The organism is Prevotella conceptionensis 9403948 (genome assembly GCF_000312305.1).
Taxonomy (GTDB): domain Bacteria; phylum Bacteroidota; class Bacteroidia; order Bacteroidales; family Bacteroidaceae; genus Prevotella; species Prevotella conceptionensis.
Genome location: NZ_HE999449.1, coordinates 133,105 through 159,541, shown reverse-complemented (window position 1 = coordinate 159,541; position 26,437 = coordinate 133,105). Strand labels below are relative to the sequence as shown.

Below are 26,437 nucleotides of genomic sequence, written 5' to 3'. Positions count from 1 at the left end.
GTATTGGTTTAATTATTACTTCATTATCGTGTCGATGGTTTCGGCCATTATCCGCCTGCGGTCCTCGCGGTCTTTGATGCACTCTAACGGAAAACCGAAAAGATGACTTCGCCGACTGCCTGCCACGTAAGCCACTGATGCAGGCCACCATCCAGCGTAGCGATAGCCCGTTGTGGCATCGTCTAATGGGGTTAACACGTCTACCATTTGGGGCGCATAGTGCACGGCGTTGGGCGATTTGTAGAGCAAGGCCACAACGCTGTCACGCGGAATAGAATCTGTATCGCTCGCCAAAGGCCTGATGGCTGCGAGCAGTGTGTCTGTTCGCACCGTACCTTCGAACGATGCCTTGAATACATCGGCCAAGAAAACTTGCTCTAACGAGTCCCTCATGTCGGTGCCAACGTATGCTCCGCTTACAATCAACCGACCGTTATTGCAACTGTATTCGCGTATAATCTTTTGAACGGTGGGCGTGAATGTCTTGTATTTCACGAGCGAATGGCCGTCGTTGCGCTGTAAGCCCAATGCAATGTCTATACATTGATAGCGCGAAAGGTTGCATAATCCTTTCTCAACGGCCTTCATAGATGCCGATACCACATTATATTTCTTTATTGCCGCAATGTCTTCAACGTGTGTTCGGGCGGTGTTTTGGTCATTGCCTGCAACCAATTGCCCTTGCAAACTTGTGTCGCTGTATCCCAATCCCTGCCATCCGTCAACGCCAGCAGCCCTTTTGTTGAAGTTCTGTTGGTAGCCAACCCATGCCGCTTGTGTGCCCAAGCTCACTCCGAGGTCTTCGTTTAGGTCGAAACCCTGTTGTAGTGGCGTGCTGATTACAGCAGGCGAGGAAAGCCTGTCGAACCCATCGACCACTAAAATGGTGCTGGAGGCCTCTGGTTGGTAATAGGCCGAGAGGGTTTCGGATGTGAAACTCTCGCCCCCTTGGTTAACTGCCGCCACCTTAAAGCTATATGTTGAGTGGGGACGCAGGGCGAGTTCAATCTCGTTTTGCTTAATCATTCGGCCGTTGTCAAAGCCAGCCGAGTCGATAGCCGTATATAATATGTAGCCCGTTGGCTTAGCCGTGGGTTCCAATTCGTCTTCCGTTTCGCTCCATCCCAGCTTTATTCGGCCGTTGTAGAGGTAGTTTATGTGGAAGTTTGAGGGTGCAAGTGGACTGACAATGGCCGTTGTTGCATGTTGGTTGCAGATAAAACGGAGGATGCTTTTGTACACGGCGCGCGCCAAAGTGAACTTGAAGTTGGGGTCGTGACCTAGCCGCATGTCGGGGAAATTCTGGTGCGACAGTGTCTCTAAGATAGCCGAAGGAATGTCGGGCATTCGTGTTTCCGAATAGTTCTTGTCGATAAGCTCACGAATTTCCCATCTTCCAAACTTTTGCACTAAGTCGTTGTGGATTGTCTCGAGCATGCTTTCGGCGAAGTTCAACGATAGGTTTCGCGTTACACCAGTGGACAATCGCCCATCGTTAAAGTACGAAGTGCAGATGGCCAGCGAGCCAACGAGATTCCTGCTTTGCCTATCTGCCCCTGCATCGCTGTGTATTCCCAAGCATAACTCAATGGGAATGCCCAGCCCAGGCTTTGTTGGTAAGAACACGGAACCACCTGCCCACCAATTGCTTATTAGGCCGCGAGCGTTTACATCGTCACCATAATCATCGCGACCTTCTTTCGAACTGTACACTTCTTGCGGCGCGCCATACCATTGTGCGGCGTACCTAGCCCCTTCCAAAGCTCTTGGCACACCGCTAATGTTTCCTCCGCGATGGATGTTTCCCATGCCTCCACCGAAACGAACGGCATCGGCCGTTACCATTCCATCCCTTGTACAGACATTGTTTAGCACCACACAATTGTTTTCAGAACACCCCTTGCCAAAGTCGAATGTGCCTAGATACACCCACGTTCCGCCTCCCATGCGTTGGTTTACGCTGATAGTAGTGGCCTGGCCTTTGTGATATACGGTGTATTGTGCATTGTCTGTACTTTCGGGCAGTGTTTGGTAACAAACATAAACGGCTTTTTCCCCATCGTTCTTAATTTGGGGGATGAAGGCGATTTCACTTCGTTTGTCTTCTCGTTGAACGGTTCGTGCCATTCGTGCCGTTCCCATTAAAAACGGATTCTCGCCGTCGGCATAGGTTGTTCTTGGGTTGGCAAAGCCGCTTGCAGTTGTGTTTCGCCAATGGTGCAGTCCGTTCTTCTCCTTATATATATGGTTATATATATGATTGTTGTTGGCATCGTTGTCCACAATCACCTCTTCTGTTTGTAGGTCGCGCTCTCTTGGCGACAACACTATTGCCCCTGCCTTTTCTAGCATGGGAATGAGATAGGGCAACACGATGGTGGGTGTGAAGAGGTCTTCGTTAGTTCCGAAGAGCGGCGGACGTTGCCATTGCCACGAGTTACGTTTGGTTTCGTAGTACAATCCATGACTGGCCCAGACGGATAAATGCCTGCCCCCCAGCCCTGCCGTTATGTTAAATGGCTTAGATAGGTTGGTGGTTAAGGGGCGTCCTTGATAGTCTAAATCTACCAAGAGGGCATTGGGTTGTGCCAAAGCTACGTTAGTAAAGCATGCGCTTACGAGCAGGTTGCACCACAAAAGAAACTTATTCATCTCTGTGTGTTACACGTCACCAATGGTGAACAGTTCAGGATTTTTGCCTTTGAAGTTTTTGAAATACAGTTTAATCTCTTTCATGTCGGCCTCTACATCGCCCGTTGGTTCTATCATCCGTGTACATTCAATCAGCTTGCGTTCGTAGTCAACGCCATATAGCAAGATAGGTATGCCGGCCTTTTGTGCGATGAAGTAAAAGCCTTTTTTCCAATCGGGGTTTAGCGAACGCGTCCCTTCGGGTGTGATGCAAATGCTGAAAGTTTCTGCCTTTCTTGCCAATTCTGCAAGGTTGTCCGTCATGCTCGATTTCTTATCGCGCCATACAGGAATGCCGCCTAGCTTTCTCCATATCGGCCCGAGTGGCCAAAAGAACCATTCTCTTTTCATGAGAAAACCGCTGGACATGTTTTCTGCCCTAGAGAAAAGCAGACCAATAAGGAAGTCCATGTTGCTTGTGTGGGGTGCCAAACAGATGATATACTTCTTCGGATGTGCCACCGTGATGTTGGTTTTCCATCCCATACGTCGGTATAGTAACCACGCACAGATATTCTTTAACATTATTTGTTGTTTGCTAGCTGTAATTTCTTACTTTGTTTTTCAGCATATCGAACTGCCGCCACGGCAATCGTTAGCCATTGCAGCGAGGCCTTGTTCTCTCGAACGCTTGTCCTTCGCAGCTTATACTGTTATCTTCATTTCTTCTTTTCGGCTCTTAATCTTTCACCTTCGGCCTGATGTCGGGCTATTGCAGGTGTGCTATTTGGTCAATAACTTCCGAAACGGTGTTGTTGAAATCCTTTATCAGCTGTTTGTAAAACACCTTTGCAGGCATGCCTGGCTCGGGGTGCGAAATTCTCCTTACAAAGTCGTTCTGTATGTTGATAATAGATGCCAGCAACGCATTGATGTTGTCTTTATCGGCATTTTGGGAGTAGAGCGAAGCGGCCACGCCCTCCGCAAACAGCTCGGAACAAATATAGTTCACGCTTTTTTTCAATTCTCTTTTGTTCATACTGCATTAAATTTTAGGGGTGTCCCTGCCCCGTTAAAACAATGATTGTTGCAGTTGATTGCACAATGGGCCTTCAACCAAAAGCCAAAGATAACAAAAAATATGATACCAAACACTATTTGGGCAAAAAAATATGCCTTAATTTTCATTTGTTGCGTTTTTCTGTTTGAGTGTGCAACAATTTTGGTACTTTTGCAGTAGAAGAAGTAAATGGGTTTGCTGCAAACGTGTCTTGTTTGGTGGCAAATAGCCGTTAATCACTGTTTACAGTTTGTACATACGTTTTAATTTTATCATATTTAAGTAATTCAAATAAGAGAATGGAAAAAAGTGCATTGCAGAAAGCGAGAGCTTCTTACCAGCCCAAATTGCCAAAGGCACTTCAAGGTGCAGTGAAAGTGAGCGAGGGCGCTCCTACAAAGAGTGTAGACAATCAGGGTGAGATTAAGAAATTGTTCCCCAACACATACGGAATGCCCTTGGTTGAGTTCGTACAAGGCGACGAAATGCCTTCGAAAGAAATAAATGTGGGCATTATACTTAGCGGCGGACAGGCACCTGGCGGTCACAACGTGATTTCGGGATTGTTCGACGAAGTGAAACGCCTGAACCCCAATAACCGCCTTTACGGTTTCCTTATGGGTCCTGGCGGACTTGTAGACCACAATTACATTGAAATAACGGCCGACTTCATTGACGAGTATCGCAACACCGGCGGTTTCGACATGATTGGTAGCGGACGTACGAAACTGGAAACAACCGAGCAGTTTGAAAAGGGCTTAGAGATTATCCGCAAGTTGGACATTAAGGCCATCGTTATTATCGGCGGCGACGACTCGAACACCAACGCATGCGTATTGGCCGAATATTATGCAGCCAAGAATTACGGCGTACAAGTTATCGGTTGCCCCAAAACTATCGACGGCGACTTGAAGAACGAGCAGATTGAGACTTCTTTCGGTTTCGATACTGCCACAAAGACTTACAGCGAGCTTATCGGAAACATCGAACGCGACTGCAATTCGGCCCGCAAGTATTGGCATTTCATTAAGCTGATGGGACGTTCGGCATCGCATATCGCCTTGGAATGCGCCTTGCAAACACAACCCAACATCTGCATCATCTCCGAAGAGGTGGAGGCCAAAGACCTAACGCTTAACGATATCATCGAAGAGATTGCCTCGGCAGTGGCACATCGCGCAGCCAACGGACAAAACTATGGTGTTGTGCTCATCCCCGAAGGGCTTATCGAGTTCGTTCCAGCCATCGGCAGGCTTATCCATGAGCTGAACGACCTGCTGGCTGCACATGGTGCCGACTATAAAGACCTCGACAAAGACGCTCAACGCGCTTACATCATGTCCCACCTTTCGGCCGAGAATAAGGCAACATTCGAAACGTTGCCCTATAGTGTTGCACGCCAATTGTCGCTCGACCGCGACCCGCACGGCAACGTACAGGTATCGCTCATCGAGACAGAGAAACTTATTTCTGAAATGGTAGAGGCCAAATTGGATGAATGGGCTAAGGAAGGCAAATACCACGGCCATTTCGCTGCTTTGCACCACTTCATGGGTTACGAAGGCCGTTGCGCCGCTCCCTCTAATTTCGATGCCGACTACTGTTACGCCTTAGGTACAAGTGCTGCGTTGCTCATTGCCAGCGGCAAAACGGGCTACATGGCCGTAGTGAAGAACACCACGGCCCAGGCAGATGAATGGAAAGCAGGCGGAGTGCCCATCACGATGATGATGAACATGGAAAGACGTAGCGGCGAGATGAAACCGGTTATCCGCAAGGCTCTGGTTGAACTCGACGGCAAACCTTTCAAAGCTTTTGCAGCCAAACGCGACGAATGGGCCAAAAACACTTGCTACATTTATCCTGGTCCTATTCAATATTGGGGGCCAAGCGAGGTTTGCGATGTTCCCACACGTACATTGCTTCTCGAGCAAGCGTAACATTACACAGTGAAGACAAGAACCCACATCTTTGCGGGGTGGGTTCTTGCCCTCTTCCATCTTATACCATCAAGTTATAGCCCTAACCAAAGGCTTTGTTGGGGCTTTGTTTTCAATCCCATTCAGACACTGGTGAATTCTCATACGGCCACAAGGCAGTATAAGTGCAACGCTATTGATATATGGCAAGAAAATCTTCAACAAAGGTTCGCAATAAAAGAAACACAAGGAGAAGTGGTGGTCGCGGCAGACGTCGTGTCCGTTTCTTCTACTGGCTCATTCCCGGCTTTCTTCGTTCGTCGCACCGTTGGGCGTGGTGGCTAGGCGGCGTGGGCGTGGTGTGCCTTTATGTATGGGTGTTTTATTACTTCTTTGTAGGCCCCACGGGTTTTCGTTGGCGTGCTTTGTATGGCGATGCAAACTATCCAGACGGCTTTGCCATTCATGGCATAGACATATCTCACTATCAAGGTGAAATCAATTGGGACAAATTGAGCGACGCAACCATCGACGGCTTTCCGCTTAAATTCGTTATTGTGAAGTCGACAGAGGGTTCGTCGGGTATCGACGATAACTTCAACGACAACTTTTACCAAGCCCGCGAATACGGTTTTATTCGTGGTGCTTACCATTTTTGGAGCAACAAGTCGTCGGCAAGGGCGCAAGCCAACTTCTTTTTAAAACAAGTGCACCTTGAAGAAGGCGACCTGCCGCCGGTACTTGATGTAGAGCACAAGCCCAAGAACCGCTCGGTGGAAGATTTTCAGCGTGACGTGCTGACTTGGTTGCACATTGTTGAAGACAAGTATCATGTTAAACCCATCATCTATACCTATTATAAGTTTAAGGAACAATACCTTAGCGCACCCGTGTTTGACGACTACCCTTATTGGATTGCCCATTATTACGTAGAGAAGGTGGAGTATAAGGGAAAATGGAACTTTTGGCAACATACCGATGCAGGCCGCTTAGATGGTATTCGCGGATATGTGGACTTGAATATCTTTAACGGCTCCTTTTACGAACTGAAACGCCTAACTATCGGTTCGGAACGTATCTTTGGCGAATAAAATAGGCATAGCCATGTTGTTATGCCCACAATTCAGCTAACCTTGTTTCTTTAAGCCTGAAATACGCCGCAAGTAAATTTTTTAATTTGTTGATTTGTAGCTGTTTGTAATAAATGGCTTGCAGACGTTGTTCAGGTAGGCATCTATTATGCGTTACTTGATGCAACGATTGTATTTAGTTGACTGTGAACACGGCTTAAGCTTAAAAACTTAACAAACTTATAAACTCAAAAAATCTCGAACTTATACACTCACACCTAAGTGGTCTTGGCTTTTAATGTTTCTATACAATGCGAGGATGTTTATTATATTAGTGCTGTAAAACAAGATAAACACGCTTCTTTCTGTACGAAGTACCGTACTAAGATACGATAAGAGCTGAAATTCTATCCCCTTCGTCTGTGGCAAAGCGTGGTTATGCCTTGAAAAAGGGATAAACTCATAAACTAGCGGCATAACGCTCTGGCCAACTCGCTAGCTTGCCAACTAAACATCTCGTCAACTCGCCAGCTTGTTATCACGTCACCCCAATTACCCATTGCTCGTCAACTTGAAGTTCTGTCAACTTTTCGGTGTGTTTTTTAACATTCTGAGTGCCCTTTCTGGTCACCAATGGCCCACCTTGCCGCAAAAAAAATCGATTCTCGCTAAGGTTGGTTTTGATGCAAAAAGCGGTTAGTATGTGAACGTATTGAAATGAATATTTATTTGGATAGGCCGCCATTTTCACCCTTATTTTGGTTGTTTGCTGCTAAATGCGGTGCGTTTTGCCGCTAAATGCAGTGTATTTTGGTGCTAAATGCACTGCGTTTTGGTGCTAAATGCAGTGCGTTTTGGTGCTAAACGCAAGGTGAAATGCTGCAAAACGTAGTGCAAAATGCTGCTGAATGCAAGGTGAAAAGCATAAAAATACACAGTAAACGGTATAAACAAAACCTTTTTCGCCATTAAAAATAGGACTAAAAAGGACAAAATGAGCATTAAAAAGTGGGGTTTTAGGGTCTAAAAGCGTGTGATTGGGCTGGGTAAATTACGAGCTGACAACCAAACTAGACAGGCTAAATGGTGCAAAATGCAGGTCGTTTTCTTAAATGTGAACAATTTTAAGGGTGTGAAAGGTTAGAAATAGTAGCAATTTTACTACTTTATAACCAGTTTTCTCGCTAGAACGGAATGAAAATTAGAGGCGTATTGTAAAATAAAAACAATAAAATTAAGTCTTTGAGTTGATGAGTTGATGTGCTTGTAAGTTGGTGGGCTTGTAAGTTGACGAGTTTGTGAGCTCGTGAGTTGATGAGAGTTGATGAGGTTGACGAGTTTGTGGGCTTGTAAATTGATGAGTTGATGAGTTGATGTATTCGTGTGTTTATAAACCAGAAAGTTGGTTTGCTCTGCATTCCTCTCAATTCTAGAAACATTAAAAGTCTGGGCAACTTCGATATGTTTTGGAACTAAAACGGCATAAGTTAGTGGTATTTTGTTGGCTGTTATCCCTCAACAGGCATTGCCATAGCAACAAATCTCCTCATGGTATGCAATTTTTCTGGCCACATTGCGTTATACTTGCGATGAACCGTTACGTTATATTGATTTGTGCGACAGTGTTATCGCTGTTGCCTACGAGCCTGAACGCCCAGACGTTTACGTTGCAAGGGCGCGTCACCGACGAGAAAATGTCGCCCATTGAGCTGGCCACTGTCTCGGTGTTGAGTCAGGGCAAGGTGGCGCTTACCTCCTTGAAAGGCGAGTTCAACCTTACTTTGCACTCGGCCGACTCAGTGGTGGTGAAGTTCTCCATGATTGGCTACAAAACCAAAACACGCGTTTTGAGAAATCCGCGGGGAAAACAGACGTTGCAAGTGGTGCTACACGAGGGCGACAACACGTTGGGCGAGGTGAGCATTACCGAGATGCGCCGACAGACGGGACAAACACAAGAGCTGAAAAAGGATGCAAACAAGCTTGCCCCAACTGCTAGCGGCAATGCCGTGGAAGAGTTGATACAAGCACAAGCAGGCGTATCAACGCATAACGAGCTTTCTTCACAATATAATGTTCGTGGAGGAGCGTTCGACGAAAACAGCGTATATATTAATAATGTAGAGGTGTATCGTCCATTTTTAGTGCGCAGCGGACAACAAGAGGGCTTATCGGTTATCAACCCCGACTTGGTAGAGAAGATTGGGTTTTCAACGGGAGGTTACGCTGCTAAGTACGGCGATAAGATGTCGTCGGCACTGGATATTACCTACAAACGCCCCACACAGTTTGAGGGCTCTTTGTCGTTTAGCCTGTTAGGAGGGTCGGCTTACGTTGCATTAGGCAGTAAAACGTTTTCGTGGAGCAACGCCGTGAGGTACAAAACAACCAAATATCTGCTTGGTTCGCTTGAAACAAAGGGCGAGTATAGTCCCAATTTCTTAGACTATCAAACCTATTTGAGCTATATTCCCAATAAGCGATGGCAGATAGATTTCATAGGCAACATATCCAACAACCAATTTAACTTTACGCCGGCCGACCGCGAAACAAAGTTTGGCACGATGCAGAACGTGCGCTCGTTCAAGGTTTATTTCGATGGGCAAGAGAAAGACTTGTTTCGTACTTACTTCGGTTCATTAAGTGTTAAGCGCAACTTTGGCGATGCCACATCGCTTGCATTGGTGGCATCGGCCTTTCAAACCAAAGAGAAAGAAACCTACGACCTGCAAGGACAATATTGGTTAACGCAGACCGAAACGAGCGAAAACCTAGGCGTCGGCACCTATTTTCAGCATGCACGCAACTTTTTGCAGGCGCGAGTAACAAGCTTAAAGTTGGTGTATGCACACAAGTCGAAACAGCACGAGGTGGAAAGTGGCGTGACATTAAAGCGCGAACACATCGAGGAACGCAGTCATGAGTACGAAATGCGCGATTCTAGCGGATATAGCATACCACACACGGGTACCGACTTACACCTTATTTATTCGCTTAGGGCAAGAAATCAGCTCGATGCAAACAGAGTAGAGGCCTATGCACAAGATACTTATCGCTTTGGCGGCAAAAACGAGAACACACGTTACACCCTTAACTACGGCATCAGGATGAGCCATTGGGGATTTAATAAGGAAACAATCGTCAGTCCGCGCGTGTCTTTGGGCATCGTTCCTGCCTTTAACACCAATCTTACATTGCGCTTTGCGGCAGGTCTTTATTATCAAGCCCCATTCTTTAAGGAACTGCGCGACACCTCGACCGTGAACAACGAGACACGCGTAACCCTCAATAAAAAGATAAAAAGCCTGCGTTCGCTGCATCTCATTGCAGGTATGGACTATCGGTTTAACGTCTCTGGGCGTCCCTTTAAGCTTACGGGCGAATTGTATTATAAGGCATTGGGCAACCTTGTTCCTTACAGCGTGAACAATGTGAAGGTGGTTTATTATGGCGATAACCTGAGCAACGGACATGCGGCAGGTATCGACTTAAAACTCTATGGCGAGTTTGTACCAGGCACCGACTCGTGGATTAGTCTCTCGTTGATGGATACGCGCATGACACTCAACGGAAAATCGTTGCCACTTCCAACCGACCAACGCTACTCGATAAATATGTTTTTCACCGACTATTTCCCTGGAACCGACCGTTGGAAGATGTCCTTGAAGTTGGCTTTTGCCGATGGTCTGCCGTTTTCTGCACCCCATAGGCAATTGGAAAGCCACTCGTTTAGGGCACCTGCCTATAAACGAGCCGACATCGGTATGAGTTATCGCCTGCTGAACAACGAACGAAGAGAAAAGAAATCGCCCTTTAAGAACATTTGGTTGGGCGTGGATTGCCTAAACCTCTTTGGCATAAACAACGTAAACAGCTATTTTTGGATTACCGATGTAACCAACCAACAGTATGCCGTACCTAATTATCTTACTGGTAGGTTGATAAATGTACGTGCGCTTTTCGAGTTCTAATGCGACATCAGAAAACCGCTAATGCTTGTCCGACAAGCAGAAAAATATACTCGGCAAAACATGAAAAGGACAACAAAAGGGGCATAAAATTAGATTATTACGTTCCTTTTGTCTAACTTTGCAGATATTTTTGAGAATAAGGAAACAATTAAATAACTTATGAGCAAACAAATAGAAAAAATCAAGGAGCTTATCGCTAAGCGCGAACAAGCCCGTCTTGGTGGTGGCGAGAAAGCTATCGAAAAACAACACGCACGTGGCAAATACACCGCTCGCGAGCGTATAGACATGCTTGTAGACGAAGGTAGCTTTGAAGAATACGACATGTTTAAGTTGCACCGCTGCCACAACTTCGGTATGGAAAAGAAACAATACCTTGGCGACGGCGTGGTTGCTGGCTCGGCAACTGTTGATGGAAGGCTCGTGTATGTGTATGCACAAGACTTCACGGTGAACGGTGGTTCGCTGTCGGAAACGATGTCGCAGAAGATATGTAAGATAATGGACATGGCCATGACGATGGGCGCACCCGTTATTTGCATGAACGACTCGGGAGGCGCACGCATACAAGAAGGTATCAACGCACTTGCTGGCTATGGCGAAATATTTGAGCGTAACATTCTCGCAAGTGGCGTAATACCCCAAATATCTGGCATCTTTGGTCCATGTGCAGGCGGCGCAGTTTACTCGCCAGCACTTACCGACTTCACGCTGATGATGGAAAACACATCGTATATGTTCCTTACTGGCCCCAAAGTGGTTAAGTCGGTAACGGGCGAAGACGTGGACTCGGAGAACCTTGGCGGCGCATCGGTACACGCAACGAAGAGTGGTGTAACCCACTTCACGGCCAAAACCGAAGAAGAGGCTATGGACATGATAAAGAAGTTACTAAGCTATATTCCCTCGAACAACACCGAGGAGGCTCCGCGTGTGGCTTGCGACGACCCCATCAACCGCATGGATGACAGCCTGAACGATATTCTTCCCGACGACCCCAACAAGGCTTACGATATGTATAAGGTGATTACGGCCATCACCGACAACGGCGAATTCTTTGAGGTTCAGCCTAAGTTTGCCAAAAATATCATCACTGGTTTTGCACGTTTCAATGGCCAAAGCGTGGGTATTGTGGCCAACCAGCCCTCAGCTTACGCGGGTGTGCTAGACGTAAACGCATCAAGAAAGGGTGCACGTTTCGTGAGATATTGCGACGCTTTCAACATTCCTATCGTTAGTTTGGTAGACGTTCCTGGTTTCCTTCCCGGCACAGGACAGGAGTACAACGCTGTTATCTTGCACGGAGCACAGCTGCTTTACGCCTACGGAGAGGCTACTGTGCCCAAGATTACCATCAACTTGCGTAAGAGCTATGGTGGTAGCCACATCGTTATGGGCTGCAAGCAACTTCGCGCCGACCTTAACTTTGCATGGCCAACGGCCGAAATCGCCGTTATGGGTGCATCGGGTGCCGTGGCAGTTCTTTGTGCTAAAGAGGCTAAGGAGAAGAAAGACGCAGGCGAAGATGTTAAGGCATTCTTGGCAGAAAAGGAAGAAGAATACACAGAGATGTTTGCTAATCCTTATCAAGCTGCACAGTATGGCTATATCGACGACGTTATCGAACCACGTAACACGCGTTTCCGCATTTGCCGCGGCTTAGCCCAACTCGCAACCAAGCGTCAGAGCTTGCCAGCCAAAAAACATGGCTGCATGCCCATGTAATAAACTAGGTAAGTTGCAATAATTATTTATCATTATCAAGTTATGGCTACGAAAGACAAGAACATCTATGCTGCCATTGCATTGGCACTTCACGAGTTCAAGGGCAATAACGTGCACGACAAAGAGCCTGGTTTCATTACTATCAAGAAACGAGACACGCTTTGGAATGCCAAATTCCTTTCAATGACACAAAAACCATAAAGAAAGTATGAAAGAATACAAATATACCATCGATGGAAAAGAGTATAAAGTGGCCATCGGTGACATCGAAGAGAACGTTGCAGAGGTAACGGTTAACGGCGAAAGTTTCAAGGTTGAGATGGAGCCTGAGGCCGAACCCGAAAAGAAGAAGGTGGTTTTGGGCGCACCCGCAGCATCGGCTGCCGCTGAAGAAAGTGCTGCTCCTGCCGCTAATGTCAACACGGCAAATGCCATTAAGGCTCCTCTGCCTGGCGTAATCACAGAGATTAAGGTGGCCGTTGGCGACACCGTTGCCGCGGGCGACACGCTCGTTGTGCTCGAAGCCATGAAGATGGCCAACAACATCGAGGCCGAAAAGGCAGGTAAAGTAACGGCTGTTTGCGTTAAGCAAGGCGAAAGCGTGCTTGAAGACACTCCGCTTGTAGTGGTGGAATAAAAACGGCAAACGCTTGCCTTCGCGCTATCAAACGCAAAGGGAGATAAGAAATGAGCTTGCAAAAGGGCTGGACACGGCCTTATTTGCAAGCTCATCTTTTTTGTTTAGTCAGAAATAGGCGGCCACTTTCTTGTTGATGGGCATTGGCCCTGGCCGCCATTATCTGCTATTTGGATACCTTATTGTTTTCGGGAAACACCACGGTGGGCTTAAATTGCTTGGCCTCTTCAAAGTCCATGAGGGCATAAGACATGATGATAACCGTATCGCCCACCAACACTTTGCGAGCCGCTGCGCCGTTAAGGCATATTTCGCCACTGCCGCGTTGACCCTTAATGATGTAGGTTTCAAACCTTTCACCATTATTGTTGTCTACAATCTGCACCTTTTCGCCCGCAATCATATTGGCCGCATCCAGCAAATCCTCGTCAATGGTGATGCTGCCCATATAATTGATGTTGGCCTCGGTAACCGTCACACAGTGCAGTTTAGATTTCAACACTTCGATAAGCATACTCTTTTATCCTTTATATTTAATGTGGTCGATAAGGCGAATTGGAGTTTCGCCACAATAAACGGTGATGCAACCAACCACGTACGGGCTGGCATTCCAATTGTCGAGGTCGGTCAGTGTTAGTCCGTCAACGATAGAAAAGTATTCAACTTCTAATCCCTCGTGCGCGTTAATCTCATTAATAACCCACTTTCGCGTTTCTTCAAGCGTAAGGGTTTTGGCCTTGTCAAGGCTTTCCTTTAAGGTTTTGTAAATGTTGGCGGCCAGCTTTCGCTCATTAGGCGTAAGCCTTTCGTTCCTCGAACTCATCGCCAATCCGCTCTCTTCTCTTACGATGGGGCATTCAACAATCTCAATGTTGCTGCCCATAAATTCCACTAAACGTTTCACTACGGCAATCTGTTGCCAATCTTTCTCACCGAAATAAGCCTTGTCGGGCTGCACGATGTCGAACAAACGGCTCACAACTTGACACACACCGTTGAAGTGTCCTGGGCGTTTAGCGCCTTCCATCACCGTTGTTACGGGCGGAAAATCGAACACGCGCGTATCGGGAGTAGGGTAAATCTCGTTCACCGAAGGGGCAAATACGTAGTCGGCACCCACCTTTTCGAGCAGTTTACAGTCGGCCTCCAATGTTTGTGGGTAATGTTCAAGGTCGCTTTTGTCGTTAAACTGTGTGGGGTTTAGGAATATGCTAACAACAGTAACGTCGTTATCTTTCACCGAACGCTCCACCAACGAGGCGTGTCCGGCATGCAAAGCGCCCATCGTTGGCACGAAACCGATGGCGGAATGTTGTTTCCTATGGCAAGATAATGCATCTTGCAGGTCTACAATCTTTGTAAAAACTTTCATTGCTATGTATCTTCTAAGCGCATGCAAAATAACTGCTTTTTTCTTAAATAAGAAAGAATATCATTAAAAATATACCAAAAAGCAATGGCCCGAACTTCAAATAGCAAGCGTTTCGCCCTGTTTCTCAATGTTTTTTTGTACCTTTGTAGTCGGTTTTAAGAAGTGGGATGCCAGTTGTCCCAGCAAAACAAAGTCAAGTATGTCAAAAAAAATCTTATTCATTAATCAAGAGATAACCCCGTATGTTCCCGAAACGGAAATGTCTCTAATGGGCTACAATGTGCCGCTTAACATCCAAGAAGCCGGGTACGAGATACGTACGTTCATGCCTAAGTGGGGAAACATCAACGAACGACGCGGACAATTGCACGAGGTGATACGCCTATCGGGTGTCAATCTCATTATCGACGAAACAGATCACCCGCTGATTATCAAGGTGGCGTCTATTCCCTCGACAAGAATTCAGGTGTATTTCATTGACAACGACGACTATTTCATGAAACGCCAAATGGCTCTCGACGAAAGTGGGATGCCCTATTCTGATAACGGACAGCGCGCCATCTTCTTCGCACGAGGAGTGTTGGAGACGGTTAAGAAACTGCGTTGGAACCCCGACATCATTCATTGCCAAGGCTGGATGGCCGCCTACATCCCCGTGCTTATCAAGAAAGCATTCAAAGACGAACCCGCTTTCGCCAACACAAAGGTGGTAACCACGCTCTTTAACCACGGCTTGGAAGGGGTGCTTGGACACCATTTCAAGAAGACTTTGGAGTATAAGTCGATAAAGGCAGCCACACTGTCCGAGTTCAGCCCCGAGTTCGATTACACAGAACTGGAAAAGCTGGCCATTGCTTTTAGTAACGGCGTGATTGAGGGCAGTGAGGGAATAAAACAAGAACTACTTGATTATGCAGACAAGAAGGGAGTTCCCGTGTTGAAGTATCCAGGCAGTGACTTTACCGAACCTTATAAAAAGTTCTACGAGGTGGTATATCCTCAAAAATAAATACAAGCCCCTCCTCATTCAATACACTGAACGAACATGAATCTAAAAGCAATTATACCTATCGCCTGCATGGCCCTAGCCATTGTAGGTTGCGACGATAACACCGACACCTTGGGCGGCTCACTCATCAAGGAAGGCAGCTTTGTTGTGGCCACCGACTCGTTTCCGGTAGCCAGTAACTCTGTGGTTGTAGACTCGCTGTTGTCTAAAAACACCATCGCTTACCTTGGAAAAGTGCGCGACCCAGAAACGGGTTCGTACATTACTGGCGACGCAATGATTCAGTTGCACAGCTTGGCCAACCTTGGCTTGCCTGTTAAAGACAGCATCGTAAGCAAGCAAGGCAACGACATTTATGCCGACTCGTGCGAATTGTTCTTGCCTTTTGACAAGTCGTACGGCGACTCTACCGTGGTGATGACGCTCAACATGCGCGAGATGGAGAAACCCATGTTGGAGAAAAGGACCTTTTATACCAACTTTGATGTCGAAGCTGGCGGCTACTTGCGCACTTCAAATGCCATCAACAAAGATGTAAGTTTCAACCTTACTTCGGCTGCTGGCAAAACAAAAGGTATCCTTATCCGCATGAACGAGCAATACGTTGCCAAAGACGGAACGGCTTATAAGAACTTCGGTACTTACTTGTTGCAGACCTACGACAAGCACCCCGAATACTTCAAAAATACGTACACCTTCCTCAACAAAGTACTTCCTGGTTTCTACTTCAAGTATAAAGGTGGATTAGGTGCAATGGCGCATGTTGAGGGCTGCTTGCTCAATGTGTTCTATCGTTCTAGGATCAAAGGCAAGGATTCAACAACGTGGGTGTCGTTTGCTGGGACGGAAGAAGTTTTGCAATACACCAAGATAACCAATTCGGTAGACAACGCCACCTTGCTTGGCGACAGCAAGTACACTTATCTGAAAACGCCAGCGGGCTTTTTCACGCAGCTTACCATCCCCGTGGATCAGCTGACGCAAGGACACGAAGGCGAGAACATCAACCAAGTGAAGTTAACGGTGCCTCGCGCCAACAACTCCACCAAGAGCAAGAACGCGCTTGATGCCGCCAACAACGTACTGCTGTTGCCCGTAGACAGTGTGGATAGTTTCTTTAAGCAAGACATTTTGATGGACAACAAAACATCGTTCTTGGGGTCGCTTGCGGCAAACACCTACACGTTTGACAATATTGCCAACGTGGTGAACGTGATGAAGAAGGCCGATCGCACCAAACCCAATTGGAACAAACTGATGATTGTGCCTGTAACCGTAACCACTGTTACACGTCAAAACCAGTCGGGCGGCAAGGAAACTGTAATCACGAAGATTGTACACAACATGTCGTTAACCAGCACCAAGCTGCTTAAAGGCACCGATACAGCGGGTAGCCCCATAAAGCTTAGCGTGATTTACACCAAGGTTCAATAACGCAAAGGTGTTAACAATGGCCGACAATTATATTGAAAACAAGAACCAAGCGTACGAGGAACGGAAAAAGAAATGGCTTAAAAGCCAACAACGTTACCCCGTAAACTTGTCTGGCAACAGGAAGACAACATAAACAGAGGCTACATTTCAGAGCAGGGTGCACATAACGACTGCTTAGCAATGCCGCCTACGTAAAAAGGAGGATCGAAATAAGCGTTTCCTCCTTTTTACGTTTATCACTTAAAACAAGAAACCCTCATGGCTGTATCGTCTGTACAACTAGATTTGATGGAGTTTGTAGAACGAAACATACTTCCACGTTACAATCAGTTCGACCGCGCCCACAACATGGCACATGTTATGCGCGTAATTAAGCGTGCTTTGGTGTTGGCCGAGAAGATTGGTGCCGATGTTAACATGGCATACGTGGCTGCTGCCTATCACGATTTAGGCCTTGAAGGGCCAAGGGCCATACACCATATCACTAGCGGAAAGATACTAATGGCCGACCAACGCTTGCGAAAATGGTTTACTAAGGAGCAAATCGTAACGCTGAAAGAGGCCGTTGAAGACCATCGGGCGTCTAGTTCGCGCTCGCCACGAAGTGTGTATGGCAAGATAACCGCCGAGGCAGATAGAGATTTAGAGCCTGAAATGGTGTTCAGACGTACGGTGCAATATGGGCTAACCAATTATCCAGAGCTGAGCAAGGAGGCACAATGGGAACGCTTTGAACGACATCTCAACGACAAATATTCTACTTCGGGTTATATCAAGTTGTGGATTCCTGGTTCGATAAACGAACAATATCTCAACGAGATACGGAATATCCTGCCCAACAAAGTATTGTTGCGGCAATGGTTCGACCGCCTTTTTGAAGAGGAAACGCGCTAAGAGACAAATTGCCTACCCGCCCTTGCATACGTAATTATATAATGATACACTTTAGTTTTGGGTTCGAATTTAAGTAACCCGTGCTAGGATGAATTGCATTTTCGGCTTACTGCACAAAGATAACAACCCCTCTCCATTTACAGAAACCTTAAAAGTCAAGACGACTTCATGCTCCGAAAACTGAAACTCAACATAACTTTATCGTGTTGTTTTTCAGTTTCACTTATTTATTATCGCCTTTTTCCAGATATTTATGATAGGTTAATGTGATGTAATATAATTTTACTAAAACATTTGTTTAATTTAGGATTATTGACTATCTTTGCCCTATGCAGAATATAAACTTAACACATATACTCATAAATTTAACGATAGGGCCTAAGCGAAATGCACTCGCTGCGGATAAGTTTGCGCCACGCCCACATGTTTGCGTTTGCCCATTATCGGGCAAGCACAATGTGAATGTCAACCATAACTCCTACGTTAAAAGCGAGGGTGAACGCATTTTAATAAGGGGTTTCTAGTAGGACATATCCCAACTACATAGTGCGATGGATAACCAACCTATCTTCCTACACCAATTGTGGGGAACCACATTCCCATCTCGTCAGCCGTTTGCCCAAGCCTATAACACAAGGGACACAGGCAAAATCGCTCCCCATTAAAAACAGCAATGCCATGAAAAAGAAAGGAGAAACAAAATGCCAATACACGGCACCCCGTAGCTGGGTGATTGCTACAGACTTTGAAAACTTAATGAATGAGACCTCATTCAACAACAAAAACGGACATAAGGAAGCCGGAGACGACAACCAAGATTTAGACGCAAAACAAGGGCTTTTCGATGAGGAGCCAGACATCTTTGTGAACGATGGCTACCATTAAGGTGGCGTTTAGCATTTATAAAACACAACCGAAATCATTTAAGTCGATGAAAAAGTTTACTTTACTCTTAACAATAGGATTGTTGCTAATGGGTTGCAACAATGAAGACCTAACTATGGACAGTGCCTCACAACAGCCAAGAGAGGACGAAATACTCACCACTTTTAACGAAGTGGACAGTGCAACGCGAACCACTGGCAGCTACTACGACCACGGAAAGCATGGGCGCGGTTTTACTTTTTTATTGGTCGGCAGGCGACAAGATATTTGTTAATGATGGCACAAAACTTAACCAAAGCGTTAAAGACAACATCAATGGAAGCCCTAGGAAAGCGACTGCAAGTTTTTCTTTACCAGGAAATTACACCAAGACTTTTTATCGGGTTCGCTACACGGGCAAAAACGGATCTCCAAACAAGGTCGTAATAGCCGCAACGCAAATGCAAGAGTCGCCCAACGACGCACAGCACATCGGCAAGGATGGAGATTGCGGCATAGCCATAGCCCACAGGCAAGGTAAGAAATATTTGTTCACGCTCACCCACGAGGCATCGTATGCCACGTTCGTTCCATACAACAGATATGGGCCAACACCTTCCGTTTGCCTAAGGGGTGTAAAAGTAAAGGCCGACCAGGCTATCTGTGGAACATTCAATTTCACCGATTATGGCTTGGACTTAGGCTCGCGCCCTGTTCCCACTAGTGCGAACAAGAGCATCAACATGCCTTTTAATTTCTTCTTAATTCCATATTCACACCCCGTTGCAGACACCACGGTGACGATGGTTGTAGCGCCCGGCGAGTACACAAACTTTACTGTTGAATATTCCGTATACGACATTTTCCGAGAGAAGTTCGCTACGCTCACGAAGAAATACCCAGGTAAGGTTACGTTCACAAAGGGTAAAAACAAGAGGATTTCGCAAGACCTGCCATTGATGGACGACAACTATTATATGTGGGATGCCGGCAACGACTACTGGATGGGGCATAAAAAGTTTCAACCATCTCGCCCCAATTTTAGTGATGGTAGCTATCCTAGGTCTTGGGATCACTTGCGTTGGTACAACAATATTAAGGGATACACGGACTATTCGGGAACTGCGCCTGCGGTGTTGCCTATGTTCGACCATTTCAAAAGGTGTCCGAATGTAAACGAAATATACTGGTATGTAAAGTATGGAGACCCCCACTGGGACAACACAACGCCGTGGTTCCTCATGGGAGAAGTATACACGGGTGGGATGTGGCTTAGGAAAAGCAGCAAAATACCAGGATTTTCTAAGACGCATGCCCCAGATAAAACCACGGATTATACGAAAAGTACCGAGATTGCCCAATATTGTAACTGGAGTGTCGCGCAGGGTAAGCCAGCCAATGTTGACGATTACTTTTTTCTGCCAGCTTCGGGACATTACCATAAGGGGATGTTCAATTCCATTCCATCAACCGGTTATTACTGGACGAGCACCCCTTACCCTTTCTACAGCGAAATTAGTTATAGTCTTAACTTCTCTTACAACTTTATATGTATAACTGGTAATGGACGTGATGCTGGTTTTCGGATATGGAAAACCCAGTAATAAATTCAGGGCAGATCTGCAAAGGTTCACCTACATTGGGTAAGAGGGCTGCGGGGCATTTGTTGTAACGACAAGAATTCAGCAACATGGTTTCGATGCCCCACATGAGAGCGGTTGTGCACAGAGCCCTGTCCTGGATTTGTTTGAGGTTGTAAATAGGCTTGCTATTATTTGGTAATATCGCTGAAAACGCTTACCTTTGCACAGCAAAAAGAGACAGATATGGGGGTTGTATCGATTTGATTGGGGTACTCTTCAAAATAAAATCGAAAACCGAGAAGAATTCTTTTGCTAATGGCGGGCCACGACCTTCGGGTTAGCTGTAAAGCCGGTGGATTACAAAGGCGGGGAACTCTCAAATCATGTATAGCTCAGAGTTTTCATCACATCATCGGTACGACCCTTTTTTTATATTAGGCAGGAGTTTCTTCCTGCCTATTTTTTTTAGAAGAGGTCGTCTTGACTTCTTATATTTCTATAAATTGAGAGGAGTGCAGTAGACAAGCCAACTCTCTGGCTCATAAACTAACAAAAGCCCAACAACTCCCGAAGTCATCAACTCACAAATTCACAAGATCCCCAACTCCAAAGCCTATTAATTCAAGACATCATCAACTCAAAAGCTCCCCAACTCAAGAACTCATCAACTCAAAAATTTAAATCTTTATCTTTTATTTTACATTGTTGCTCTAATTTTCGCTCCGTTCTAGCGAAAATATGGGTCAAAAAGTAGTAAAATCGCTACTATTCCTAGTCTTTCGTGCCTTCCAATATGTTCAGTTTAAAGAAAAAGACCTGTTTTTTGTACTATTTTGGCTTTCTAGATTGGTTGCCAACTCATTATTTTTTATACCCAATTACTCACTTTTAGCTCCTAAAACCCCACTTTTTCACCACTATTTTGCCCATTTTAATCATGTGTTTCATAGTTCTAAGGGGTCTTGTTTATACCATTGCAGTGCATATTTATGCTTTTCGCCTTACGTTTAGCAGCACATTGCACTGCATTTAGCACCATTTTACCTTGCGTTTAGCATCAAAACGCACTGCATTTAGCACCAAAACGCACTGCGTTTAGCGGCATATTGCACTGCGTTTTGCTGCAAATTGCAGTACATTTAGCCACAAATAGCCCCAAATGTGGTACAAATGGCGTTCCCTTGAGATAAATATTCATTTTATCGTATTCGCAGACAACCCCTTTTTGGCATCAAAACAAACCTTCGCGAGAATCGATTTTTTGCGGCAAGGTGGGCGATTGGTGACCAAAAAGGGCACTTATAATGTTAAAATTTCCACTGAAAAGTTGACAAAAGCTGGTAAGTTGACGAGTGGACAGGTTGGTAAGAAGACAAGTGAACAAGCGAACGAGTTGATTGTTCTTTTCTCGTTCCTCGAAAAGTGCGTTTTCTCGCCATGACAATGTTCGAGCAAGTTCGACAGCGTTCAATTGACTTACTGCAAACGTTCTTTTCTCGTGTGTTGGCATAAACACGTCCACTTTTGACATAAGAACATAAGAAACATAAAGAAGTGCTCTTTACTTATTCCTCATGATGTGTCACTGACAACCGTTTTCAGCTTGTAGAGAATGCACCGAATGGCCTCCGCCAGGTCACTTTTAGTAACATAACCGTGTTTTGCCACCGACAAATGTGGCAAGATCTCAAATTTTGTTGTATCTTTGTCCAGTACTTCGTACATGAGAGGAGTGTTTATCTTAGTTTTTACAGCACAAAGAAAATAAGCTCCTCTCAATTTGTAGAGATTTTAAAAGTCTAGGCGACTTCGAAGTTCGCGATTTGCATTATACAATTACAAATTAAAGATGTTGCATTATGTTTTCAGGCATTGTAGAAGAGATGGCTACGCTTGTGGCCATGAAACGATATGAAGAGAATATCGACTTTACGTTTAAGTCTACCTTCACCAGCGAGTTGAAGATAGACCAAAGCGTTGCTCACAATGGGGTTTGCCTAACGGTGGTTGACCTTGACGGTGACAACTATACGGTTACGGCCATGAAAGAAACCTTGATTAAGTCGAACCTCGGACTGTTGCAGGTAGGCGACAAGGTGAATATTGAACGCTCCATGAAGATGAATGGCCGACTAGACGGACACATCGTGCAGGGGCATGTGGACACTACGGCAACATGTATAGCGATGGAAGACGCGGAAGGCTCAACCTACTTTACGTTCGAATATGCTTTTAATCCCGAACAAGTGGGGCGTGGGTATTTCACGGTAGACAAAGGCTCGGTTACTGTTAATGGCGTATCGCTTACGGTGGTAAGTCCCACTGAATGCACGTTTAAGGTGGCCATTATACCTTACACGCGAGAAAATACCAACTTTTGCGACATCAAAGTTGGCTCGGTGGTGAACTTGGAGTTTGATATTCTAGGCAAATACATCGCCCGTATGCAAAGCCTTTCAAACAAATAAGCTTGTGTTTACGGCTCGCATTGAGCCGTTATCGTACATAACTTCACGATTTATGCCCGTGTTCAAGCCCTGAAACAGCTGTTGTTATTTTTTGTTTCGGGGCTTGGGTTCGGGTAATTCTTTGTAAGTTTCCCTTACAATTTCGGCTAAAACCTCGTGATCTTCAAGGTCGGCAATGTAAAAGTAGTCTTTTGCTCCTGGATAGGGAGGGTGTAAATCAACGGATTTAAGTTTCTTTTTTCCGGCCTCGGTGGGTTTGATATAAAGGCAATCATCGCACAACAGACCAAAGATTTTGCCGTTACAATAGATGCCATAGTCGCCAAACATCTTCTTAACCGTTATTTCTCCTGCGGTAGAACATTGGTCTACAACGTACTGAACAAAGTCTGTGGTACAAGCCATGTATGATTTTGTTTTTTAAATTGTGGGTGATGATGCCTTATATACCAACTGACGTGTTGACAAGTTGAAGAGAGGATTCCCCTAATCAAGAACTCAGAGTACTCCTCTTTATATTATAAGCACTTGTCAACACGTCAATCTGAACGCTTATCCCGCTGTATTGCTCATCAGTTTTGCCGTTCGCCGTTGAGATATACCTCGCGAATAACGGGCGTGGTATAGGCGTAGGGAATGAAGGCAATAGAGGGAATGGGGTGGGTGATGTAGAAGTTGGCTACCTTGCCAATGGCTATTGAGCCATAATCGGCACTTAGCCCCATAGCGTATGCACCGTTGATGGTGGCCGCATTGAGCGCCTCTTCGGGTAGTAGTCGCATCTTGATACAAGCCAAAGACACAACAAACTTCATGTCGCCCGATGGTGTTGACCCCGGATTATAGTCGCTTGCGATGGCAGGACCAAGGCCGGCACTAATCATTTTGCGCACGGGTGCGAAGGGTATGTTAAGGAAGAACGAGGTGCCAGGCAACGCCGTTGGCGACGTCTCGGTGCCAATCATCATGGCAATGTCTTCGTCGGTCATGCTCTCCAAATGGTCAACGGATAGGGCATTGTGTTTAAGTGCCACTTCTACACCGCCACTTGGTGCCAGTTCTTGCCCGTGTATCTTGCCACGCATGCCGTGTTTGGCACCGGCTTGCAGTATGCGTCCCGTCTCTTCGGGCGTGAAAAAGCCCTCGTCGCAGAACACGTCTACAAAGTCGGCAAGCCCTTCTGCTGCAACGGCAGGTATCATTTCGTTCACAACGAGGTCTACATAAGCACTTTGTCGGCCTGAATACGCTCTGCCCACAGCATGTGCACCAAGGAAATTCGATACCACTTTAAGTGGCGAGTTCTGTTTGATACGGCGTATAACGCGGAGCATTTTCAGTTCGTCTTCGGTGTTTAGGCCGTATCCGCTCTTTATTTCCACACAGCCCGTGCCTTTGAGCATCACTTCGTGAACACGTTTCATAGATTGTTCAAACAGCTCGTCTTCGCTCATTTCGTGCAGTTTGTCGGCACTGTTGAGTATGCCACCACCACGTTTGGCAATTTCGGCATACGACAAGCCGTTGATTTTGTCGACAAACTCATTTTCTCTGCTGCCTGCATTGACAATGTGCGTGTGGGAATCGCAGAACGATGGCATCACCGTTCCGCCTTCGGCGTCTACTCTTTTCACGTCGGCTGCAAGCTGTGGTAAGCTTTCCATCGAACCGAAGTCGGCTATCCTACCATCTTTAATTAACAGATAGGCATTGTCTAGCGTTTCGAATTGAGCCATTTCGCTACCTTGTAGGCGCAAGCGACCCTTACGGTCGATGCCGCCAAGGGTCGCTATGTTATAGATTAATGTGGTTGCCATCGGCTTTTATTTGCGTAAGAACTGGATGGACTCTTCGATGTGGGGGTACATCACCACGTCTACATCGATGAATGGAACAACCTTGCGATAGGCCTCGTGTATCTTCATCAGTTCGGGAGAAGACACAAGCGGGCGGCGGAAGTCGAGTGCTTGGGCAGCATTGAACAGCTCGATAGCCAGCACGCGCTCGGTATTGGCCACCACCTTGCGTAGCTTGATGGCAGCATTTGCACCCATACTAACAAGGTCTTCTTGGTCTTGGCACGAGGGAATGTCGTCGATAGACGATGGTACGGCATACGACTTGTTAAGGCTTACCACCGAGGCGGCCGTGTATTGAGCAATCATAAAGCCACTGCTAAGGCCTGGTTTGGCCACAAGGAAACTAGGCAAATCGCGCAAACCCGACACTAAACGATAGATGCGACGTTCGCTGATGTTGGCCAATTCGCTCATGGCAATGGAGAGATAGTCCATAGGTAGGGCGATGGGCTCGCCGTGGAAGTTGCCAGCGGAGATAATAAGGTCTTCGTCGGGACAAACAGTGGGATTGTCGGTAGCCGAATTTATCTCTGTGTCTATCACCGAATAGACGTAGCGCAAGGTGTCTTTCACTGTGCCATGAACTTGTGGTACGCAACGGAAAGAGTAGGGGTCTTGTACGTGTTGCTTGGGACGTGCGATGAGTTGGCTGCCTTCGAGCAGTTGGCGGAAACGTGCAGCCGTTTCAATTTGTCCTTGATGGGGACGAACAGCATGCACCGCGTGGGTGAAAGGCTCGATGCGGCCATCGAAAGCATCGAGCGACATAGCGGCGATAACGTCGGCCCATTCGCTCAAACGCTGTGCGTTAAGCAAGGCCCAAACAGCTTGAGCGCTCATGTTCTGCGTGCCGTTGAGTAGTGCAAGTCCTTCTTTGCTAGCCAATTCGATGGGTTCCCAATTCATTCGGCGGTTCATTTCCTCGCCCGAAACAACTTCGCCGTTCATCTCTACTTCGCCTAGACCTACCAAGGGAAGACTCATGTGGGCTAGGGGAACGAGGTCGCCCGATGCACCTAGCGAACCTTGTTCGAGTATTACGGGGTAGATGTTGTTGTTGAACATGTCGACGAGTCGTTCAACGGTATCGAGTTTGCACCCGGAGAAACCATAGCTTAACGACTGAACTTTAAGCAAAAGCATCATCTTAATAATGTCGTTGGGCAGACGTTCGCCCACTCCGCATGCGTGCGACTTGATAAGATTGACTTGCAATTGCGACAATTGGTCTTTGCTAATAGACACGTTGCACAGCGAACCGAAACCGGTTGTTACGCCATAGATGGGATTTTCTTCCTTGGCAATGCGTGCATCGAGGTATTCGCGACTTTTAATGATGCGCTTGCGTGCATCGTCGCTTAGTTCTATTTTGTAGTTGTTATAAATAATTTCGCCGATTTTCTCAATCGTTAGATGGTCGGCAGAGATTTGATGTGTCATGATGTTGGTCGTGATATGGGGTTTAAAAATGAATGTTGTCAATCAATTCGTCATCTACGAGGTTGGGCATCGTTACTTTGAAGTTGGGCGTGCGCTCCATTTCTCGGTTGATAGCGTCCATCGAACCTTTGTTTCTTGCCCATGAACGACGGCTTATGCCATTGTTGACATCCCAGAAAAGCATCTGTCTGATACGTTGGTCGCAGGCCTCGCTACCATCAAGTACCATGCCGAAACCGCCATTGATAACTTCGCCCCAGCCAACGCCGCCACCATTGTGAAGGCTTACCCATGTGGCACCGCGGAACGAGTCGCCGATAACATTCTGTACGGCCATGTCGGCACAGAATTGTGAACCATCGTAGATGTTACTCGTTTCGCGGAATGGCGAGTCGGTTCCCGAAACGTCATGATGGTCGCGCCCCAATACGATGGGTGCGCTAATGCGTCCTTCGCGTATGGCTTTATTGAATGCTAAGGCTATGCGTATGCGTCCTTCGG

The 26,437-nt window shown here is 46.4% G+C and carries 21 protein-coding genes and 1 pseudogene; 13 read left to right on the top strand and 9 right to left on the bottom strand.

The annotated features are described in order from the left end of the window. Positions 1 to 15 precede the first annotated feature (15 nt). From BN93_RS11285 to BN93_RS11275, 3 genes are all read right to left on the bottom strand, one after another. Positions 16 to 2,652, bottom strand: a complete 2,637-nt coding sequence (locus tag BN93_RS11285; protein ID WP_019188431.1) for a golvesin C-terminal-like domain-containing protein — start codon at positions 2,650 to 2,652, stop codon at positions 16 to 18. Between the two features lie 9 nt (positions 2,653 to 2,661). Then, on the bottom strand, positions 2,662 to 3,216 hold the full coding sequence (locus BN93_RS11280) for a 1-acyl-sn-glycerol-3-phosphate acyltransferase (protein ID WP_044260570.1): 555 nt from the start codon (positions 3,214 to 3,216) through the stop codon (positions 2,662 to 2,664). Positions 3,217 to 3,400: 184 nt separating this feature from the next. Beyond that, positions 3,401 to 3,670 (bottom strand): hypothetical protein, encoded by a 270-nt coding sequence (locus BN93_RS11275; protein ID WP_009229810.1) that lies wholly within the window; start codon positions 3,668 to 3,670, stop codon positions 3,401 to 3,403. Positions 3,671 to 3,990: 320 nt separating this feature from the next. Here BN93_RS11275 and BN93_RS11270 point away from each other — a divergent pair, with 320 nt between their 5' ends. The 6 genes from BN93_RS11270 (at position 3,991) to BN93_RS11245 (ending at position 13,013) form a co-directional block, all read left to right on the top strand. Then, the gene (locus BN93_RS11270; RefSeq protein ID WP_019188428.1) at positions 3,991 to 5,631 is read left to right on the top strand and encodes a diphosphate--fructose-6-phosphate 1-phosphotransferase; all 1,641 of its coding nucleotides are present in this window, start codon (positions 3,991 to 3,993) and stop codon (positions 5,629 to 5,631) included. Positions 5,632 to 5,813: 182 nt separating this feature from the next. Continuing rightward, positions 5,814 to 6,701, top strand: coding sequence for a glycoside hydrolase family 25 protein (locus tag BN93_RS11265; protein WP_019188427.1), 888 nt, complete (start codon positions 5,814 to 5,816; stop codon positions 6,699 to 6,701). Between the two features lie 1,568 nt (positions 6,702 to 8,269). Then, positions 8,270 to 10,651: a TonB-dependent receptor gene (locus tag BN93_RS11255; protein WP_019188424.1), complete on the top strand. Its 2,382-nt coding sequence runs from the start codon at positions 8,270 to 8,272 to the stop codon at positions 10,649 to 10,651. 159 nt (positions 10,652 to 10,810) lie between these two features. Then, positions 10,811 to 12,376 carry an acyl-CoA carboxylase subunit beta gene (locus BN93_RS11250; RefSeq protein WP_009229806.1) on the top strand — a complete coding sequence of 522 codons (1,566 nt, stop codon included), beginning with the start codon at positions 10,811 to 10,813 and terminating at the stop codon, positions 12,374 to 12,376. 42 nt (positions 12,377 to 12,418) lie between these two features. After that, positions 12,419 to 12,577: a hypothetical protein gene (locus tag BN93_RS18035; protein WP_009229805.1), complete on the top strand. Its 159-nt coding sequence runs from the start codon at positions 12,419 to 12,421 to the stop codon at positions 12,575 to 12,577. A 7-nt stretch (positions 12,578 to 12,584) separates the two neighbouring features. Then, on the top strand, positions 12,585 to 13,013 hold the full coding sequence (locus BN93_RS11245) for a biotin/lipoyl-containing protein (protein WP_019188423.1): 429 nt from the start codon (positions 12,585 to 12,587) through the stop codon (positions 13,011 to 13,013). A gap of 166 nt (positions 13,014 to 13,179) precedes the next feature. Here BN93_RS11245 and panD read toward each other — a convergent pair whose 3' ends face one another. Then, positions 13,180 to 13,527, bottom strand: a complete 348-nt coding sequence (gene panD, locus BN93_RS11240) for an aspartate 1-decarboxylase (RefSeq protein WP_019188422.1) — start codon at positions 13,525 to 13,527, stop codon at positions 13,180 to 13,182. Between the two features lie 6 nt (positions 13,528 to 13,533). Further along, positions 13,534 to 14,385 carry a pantoate--beta-alanine ligase gene (panC, locus tag BN93_RS11235; RefSeq protein ID WP_019188421.1) on the bottom strand — a complete coding sequence of 284 codons (852 nt, stop codon included), beginning with the start codon at positions 14,383 to 14,385 and terminating at the stop codon, positions 13,534 to 13,536. A gap of 199 nt (positions 14,386 to 14,584) precedes the next feature. On the opposite strand from panC, the gene BN93_RS11230 reads away from it, so the two are divergent. The 7 genes from BN93_RS11230 to BN93_RS11200 all read left to right on the top strand — a co-directional run bounded on the left by BN93_RS11230 (position 14,585) and on the right by BN93_RS11200 (position 22,637). Further along, positions 14,585 to 15,394, top strand: coding sequence for a glycogen/starch synthase (locus tag BN93_RS11230; RefSeq protein WP_044260568.1), 810 nt, complete (start codon positions 14,585 to 14,587; stop codon positions 15,392 to 15,394). 36 nt (positions 15,395 to 15,430) lie between these two features. Then, positions 15,431 to 16,828, top strand: a complete 1,398-nt coding sequence (locus BN93_RS11225; protein ID WP_044260565.1) for a DUF4270 domain-containing protein — start codon at positions 15,431 to 15,433, stop codon at positions 16,826 to 16,828. A 16-nt stretch (positions 16,829 to 16,844) separates the two neighbouring features. Beyond that, on the top strand, positions 16,845 to 16,961 hold the full coding sequence (locus tag BN93_RS18030; RefSeq protein WP_019188417.1) for a hypothetical protein: 117 nt from the start codon (positions 16,845 to 16,847) through the stop codon (positions 16,959 to 16,961). A 125-nt stretch (positions 16,962 to 17,086) separates the two neighbouring features. Beyond that, positions 17,087 to 17,722 (top strand): HD domain-containing protein, encoded by a 636-nt coding sequence (locus BN93_RS11220; RefSeq protein WP_019188416.1) that lies wholly within the window; start codon positions 17,087 to 17,089, stop codon positions 17,720 to 17,722. 678 nt (positions 17,723 to 18,400) lie between these two features. Further along, positions 18,401 to 18,607: a hypothetical protein gene (locus BN93_RS11215; RefSeq protein WP_044260633.1), complete on the top strand. Its 207-nt coding sequence runs from the start codon at positions 18,401 to 18,403 to the stop codon at positions 18,605 to 18,607. Positions 18,608 to 18,786: 179 nt separating this feature from the next. Beyond that, positions 18,787 to 20,190: a hypothetical protein gene (locus tag BN93_RS11210; protein WP_157462810.1), complete on the top strand. Its 1,404-nt coding sequence runs from the start codon at positions 18,787 to 18,789 to the stop codon at positions 20,188 to 20,190. 1,838 nt (positions 20,191 to 22,028) lie between these two features. Next, positions 22,029 to 22,637: a riboflavin synthase gene (locus BN93_RS11200; protein ID WP_019188411.1), complete on the top strand. Its 609-nt coding sequence runs from the start codon at positions 22,029 to 22,031 to the stop codon at positions 22,635 to 22,637. 84 nt (positions 22,638 to 22,721) lie between these two features. Here BN93_RS11200 and BN93_RS11195 read toward each other — a convergent pair whose 3' ends face one another. From BN93_RS11195 to BN93_RS11180, 4 genes and pseudogenes are all read right to left on the bottom strand, one after another. Further along, on the bottom strand, positions 22,722 to 23,042 hold the full coding sequence (locus BN93_RS11195) for a TfoX/Sxy family protein (RefSeq protein WP_019188410.1): 321 nt from the start codon (positions 23,040 to 23,042) through the stop codon (positions 22,722 to 22,724). 167 nt (positions 23,043 to 23,209) lie between these two features. Further along, positions 23,210 to 24,454: an imidazolonepropionase gene (gene hutI, locus BN93_RS11190; protein WP_019188409.1), complete on the bottom strand. Its 1,245-nt coding sequence runs from the start codon at positions 24,452 to 24,454 to the stop codon at positions 23,210 to 23,212. Between the two features lie 6 nt (positions 24,455 to 24,460). Further along, positions 24,461 to 25,936, bottom strand: coding sequence for a histidine ammonia-lyase (hutH, locus tag BN93_RS11185; RefSeq protein WP_019188408.1), 1,476 nt, complete (start codon positions 25,934 to 25,936; stop codon positions 24,461 to 24,463). Between the two features lie 22 nt (positions 25,937 to 25,958). Beyond that, a pseudogene (locus BN93_RS11180) lies at positions 25,959 to 26,437 on the bottom strand (urocanate hydratase); the annotation flags it as partial.

Bases quoted from the DNA above. Each gene is read 5' to 3' on its own strand.
- BN93_RS11280 (WP_044260570.1), bottom strand. From the start codon at position 3,216: ATGTTAAAGAATATCTGTGCGTGGTTACTATACCGACGTATGGGATGG.
- BN93_RS11220 (WP_019188416.1), top strand. From the start codon at position 17,087: ATGGCTGTATCGTCTGTACAACTAGATTTGATGGAGTTTGTAGAACGA.
- BN93_RS11265 (WP_019188427.1), top strand. From the start codon at position 5,814: ATGGCAAGAAAATCTTCAACAAAGGTTCGCAATAAAAGAAACACAAGG.
- panD (WP_019188422.1), bottom strand. From the start codon at position 13,527: ATGCTTATCGAAGTGTTGAAATCTAAACTGCACTGTGTGACGGTTACC.
- BN93_RS11255 (WP_019188424.1), top strand. From the start codon at position 8,270: ATGAACCGTTACGTTATATTGATTTGTGCGACAGTGTTATCGCTGTTG.
- BN93_RS11270 (WP_019188428.1), top strand. From the start codon at position 3,991: ATGGAAAAAAGTGCATTGCAGAAAGCGAGAGCTTCTTACCAGCCCAAA.
- hutI (WP_019188409.1), bottom strand. From the start codon at position 24,454: ATGGCAACCACATTAATCTATAACATAGCGACCCTTGGCGGCATCGAC.
- BN93_RS11225 (WP_044260565.1), top strand. From the start codon at position 15,431: ATGAATCTAAAAGCAATTATACCTATCGCCTGCATGGCCCTAGCCATT.
- BN93_RS11200 (WP_019188411.1), top strand. From the start codon at position 22,029: ATGTTTTCAGGCATTGTAGAAGAGATGGCTACGCTTGTGGCCATGAAA.
- panC (WP_019188421.1), bottom strand. From the start codon at position 14,385: ATGAAAGTTTTTACAAAGATTGTAGACCTGCAAGATGCATTATCTTGC.
- BN93_RS11245 (WP_019188423.1), top strand. From the start codon at position 12,585: ATGAAAGAATACAAATATACCATCGATGGAAAAGAGTATAAAGTGGCC.
- BN93_RS18035 (WP_009229805.1), top strand. From the start codon at position 12,419: ATGGCTACGAAAGACAAGAACATCTATGCTGCCATTGCATTGGCACTT.
- hutH (WP_019188408.1), bottom strand. From the start codon at position 25,936: ATGACACATCAAATCTCTGCCGACCATCTAACGATTGAGAAAATCGGC.
- BN93_RS11195 (WP_019188410.1), bottom strand. From the start codon at position 23,042: ATGGCTTGTACCACAGACTTTGTTCAGTACGTTGTAGACCAATGTTCT.
- BN93_RS18030 (WP_019188417.1), top strand. From the start codon at position 16,845: ATGGCCGACAATTATATTGAAAACAAGAACCAAGCGTACGAGGAACGG.
- BN93_RS11275 (WP_009229810.1), bottom strand. From the start codon at position 3,670: ATGAACAAAAGAGAATTGAAAAAAAGCGTGAACTATATTTGTTCCGAG.
- BN93_RS11215 (WP_044260633.1), top strand. From the start codon at position 18,401: ATGAAAAAGAAAGGAGAAACAAAATGCCAATACACGGCACCCCGTAGC.
- BN93_RS11250 (WP_009229806.1), top strand. From the start codon at position 10,811: ATGAGCAAACAAATAGAAAAAATCAAGGAGCTTATCGCTAAGCGCGAA.
- BN93_RS11285 (WP_019188431.1), bottom strand. From the start codon at position 2,652: ATGAATAAGTTTCTTTTGTGGTGCAACCTGCTCGTAAGCGCATGCTTT.
- BN93_RS11230 (WP_044260568.1), top strand. From the start codon at position 14,585: ATGTCAAAAAAAATCTTATTCATTAATCAAGAGATAACCCCGTATGTT.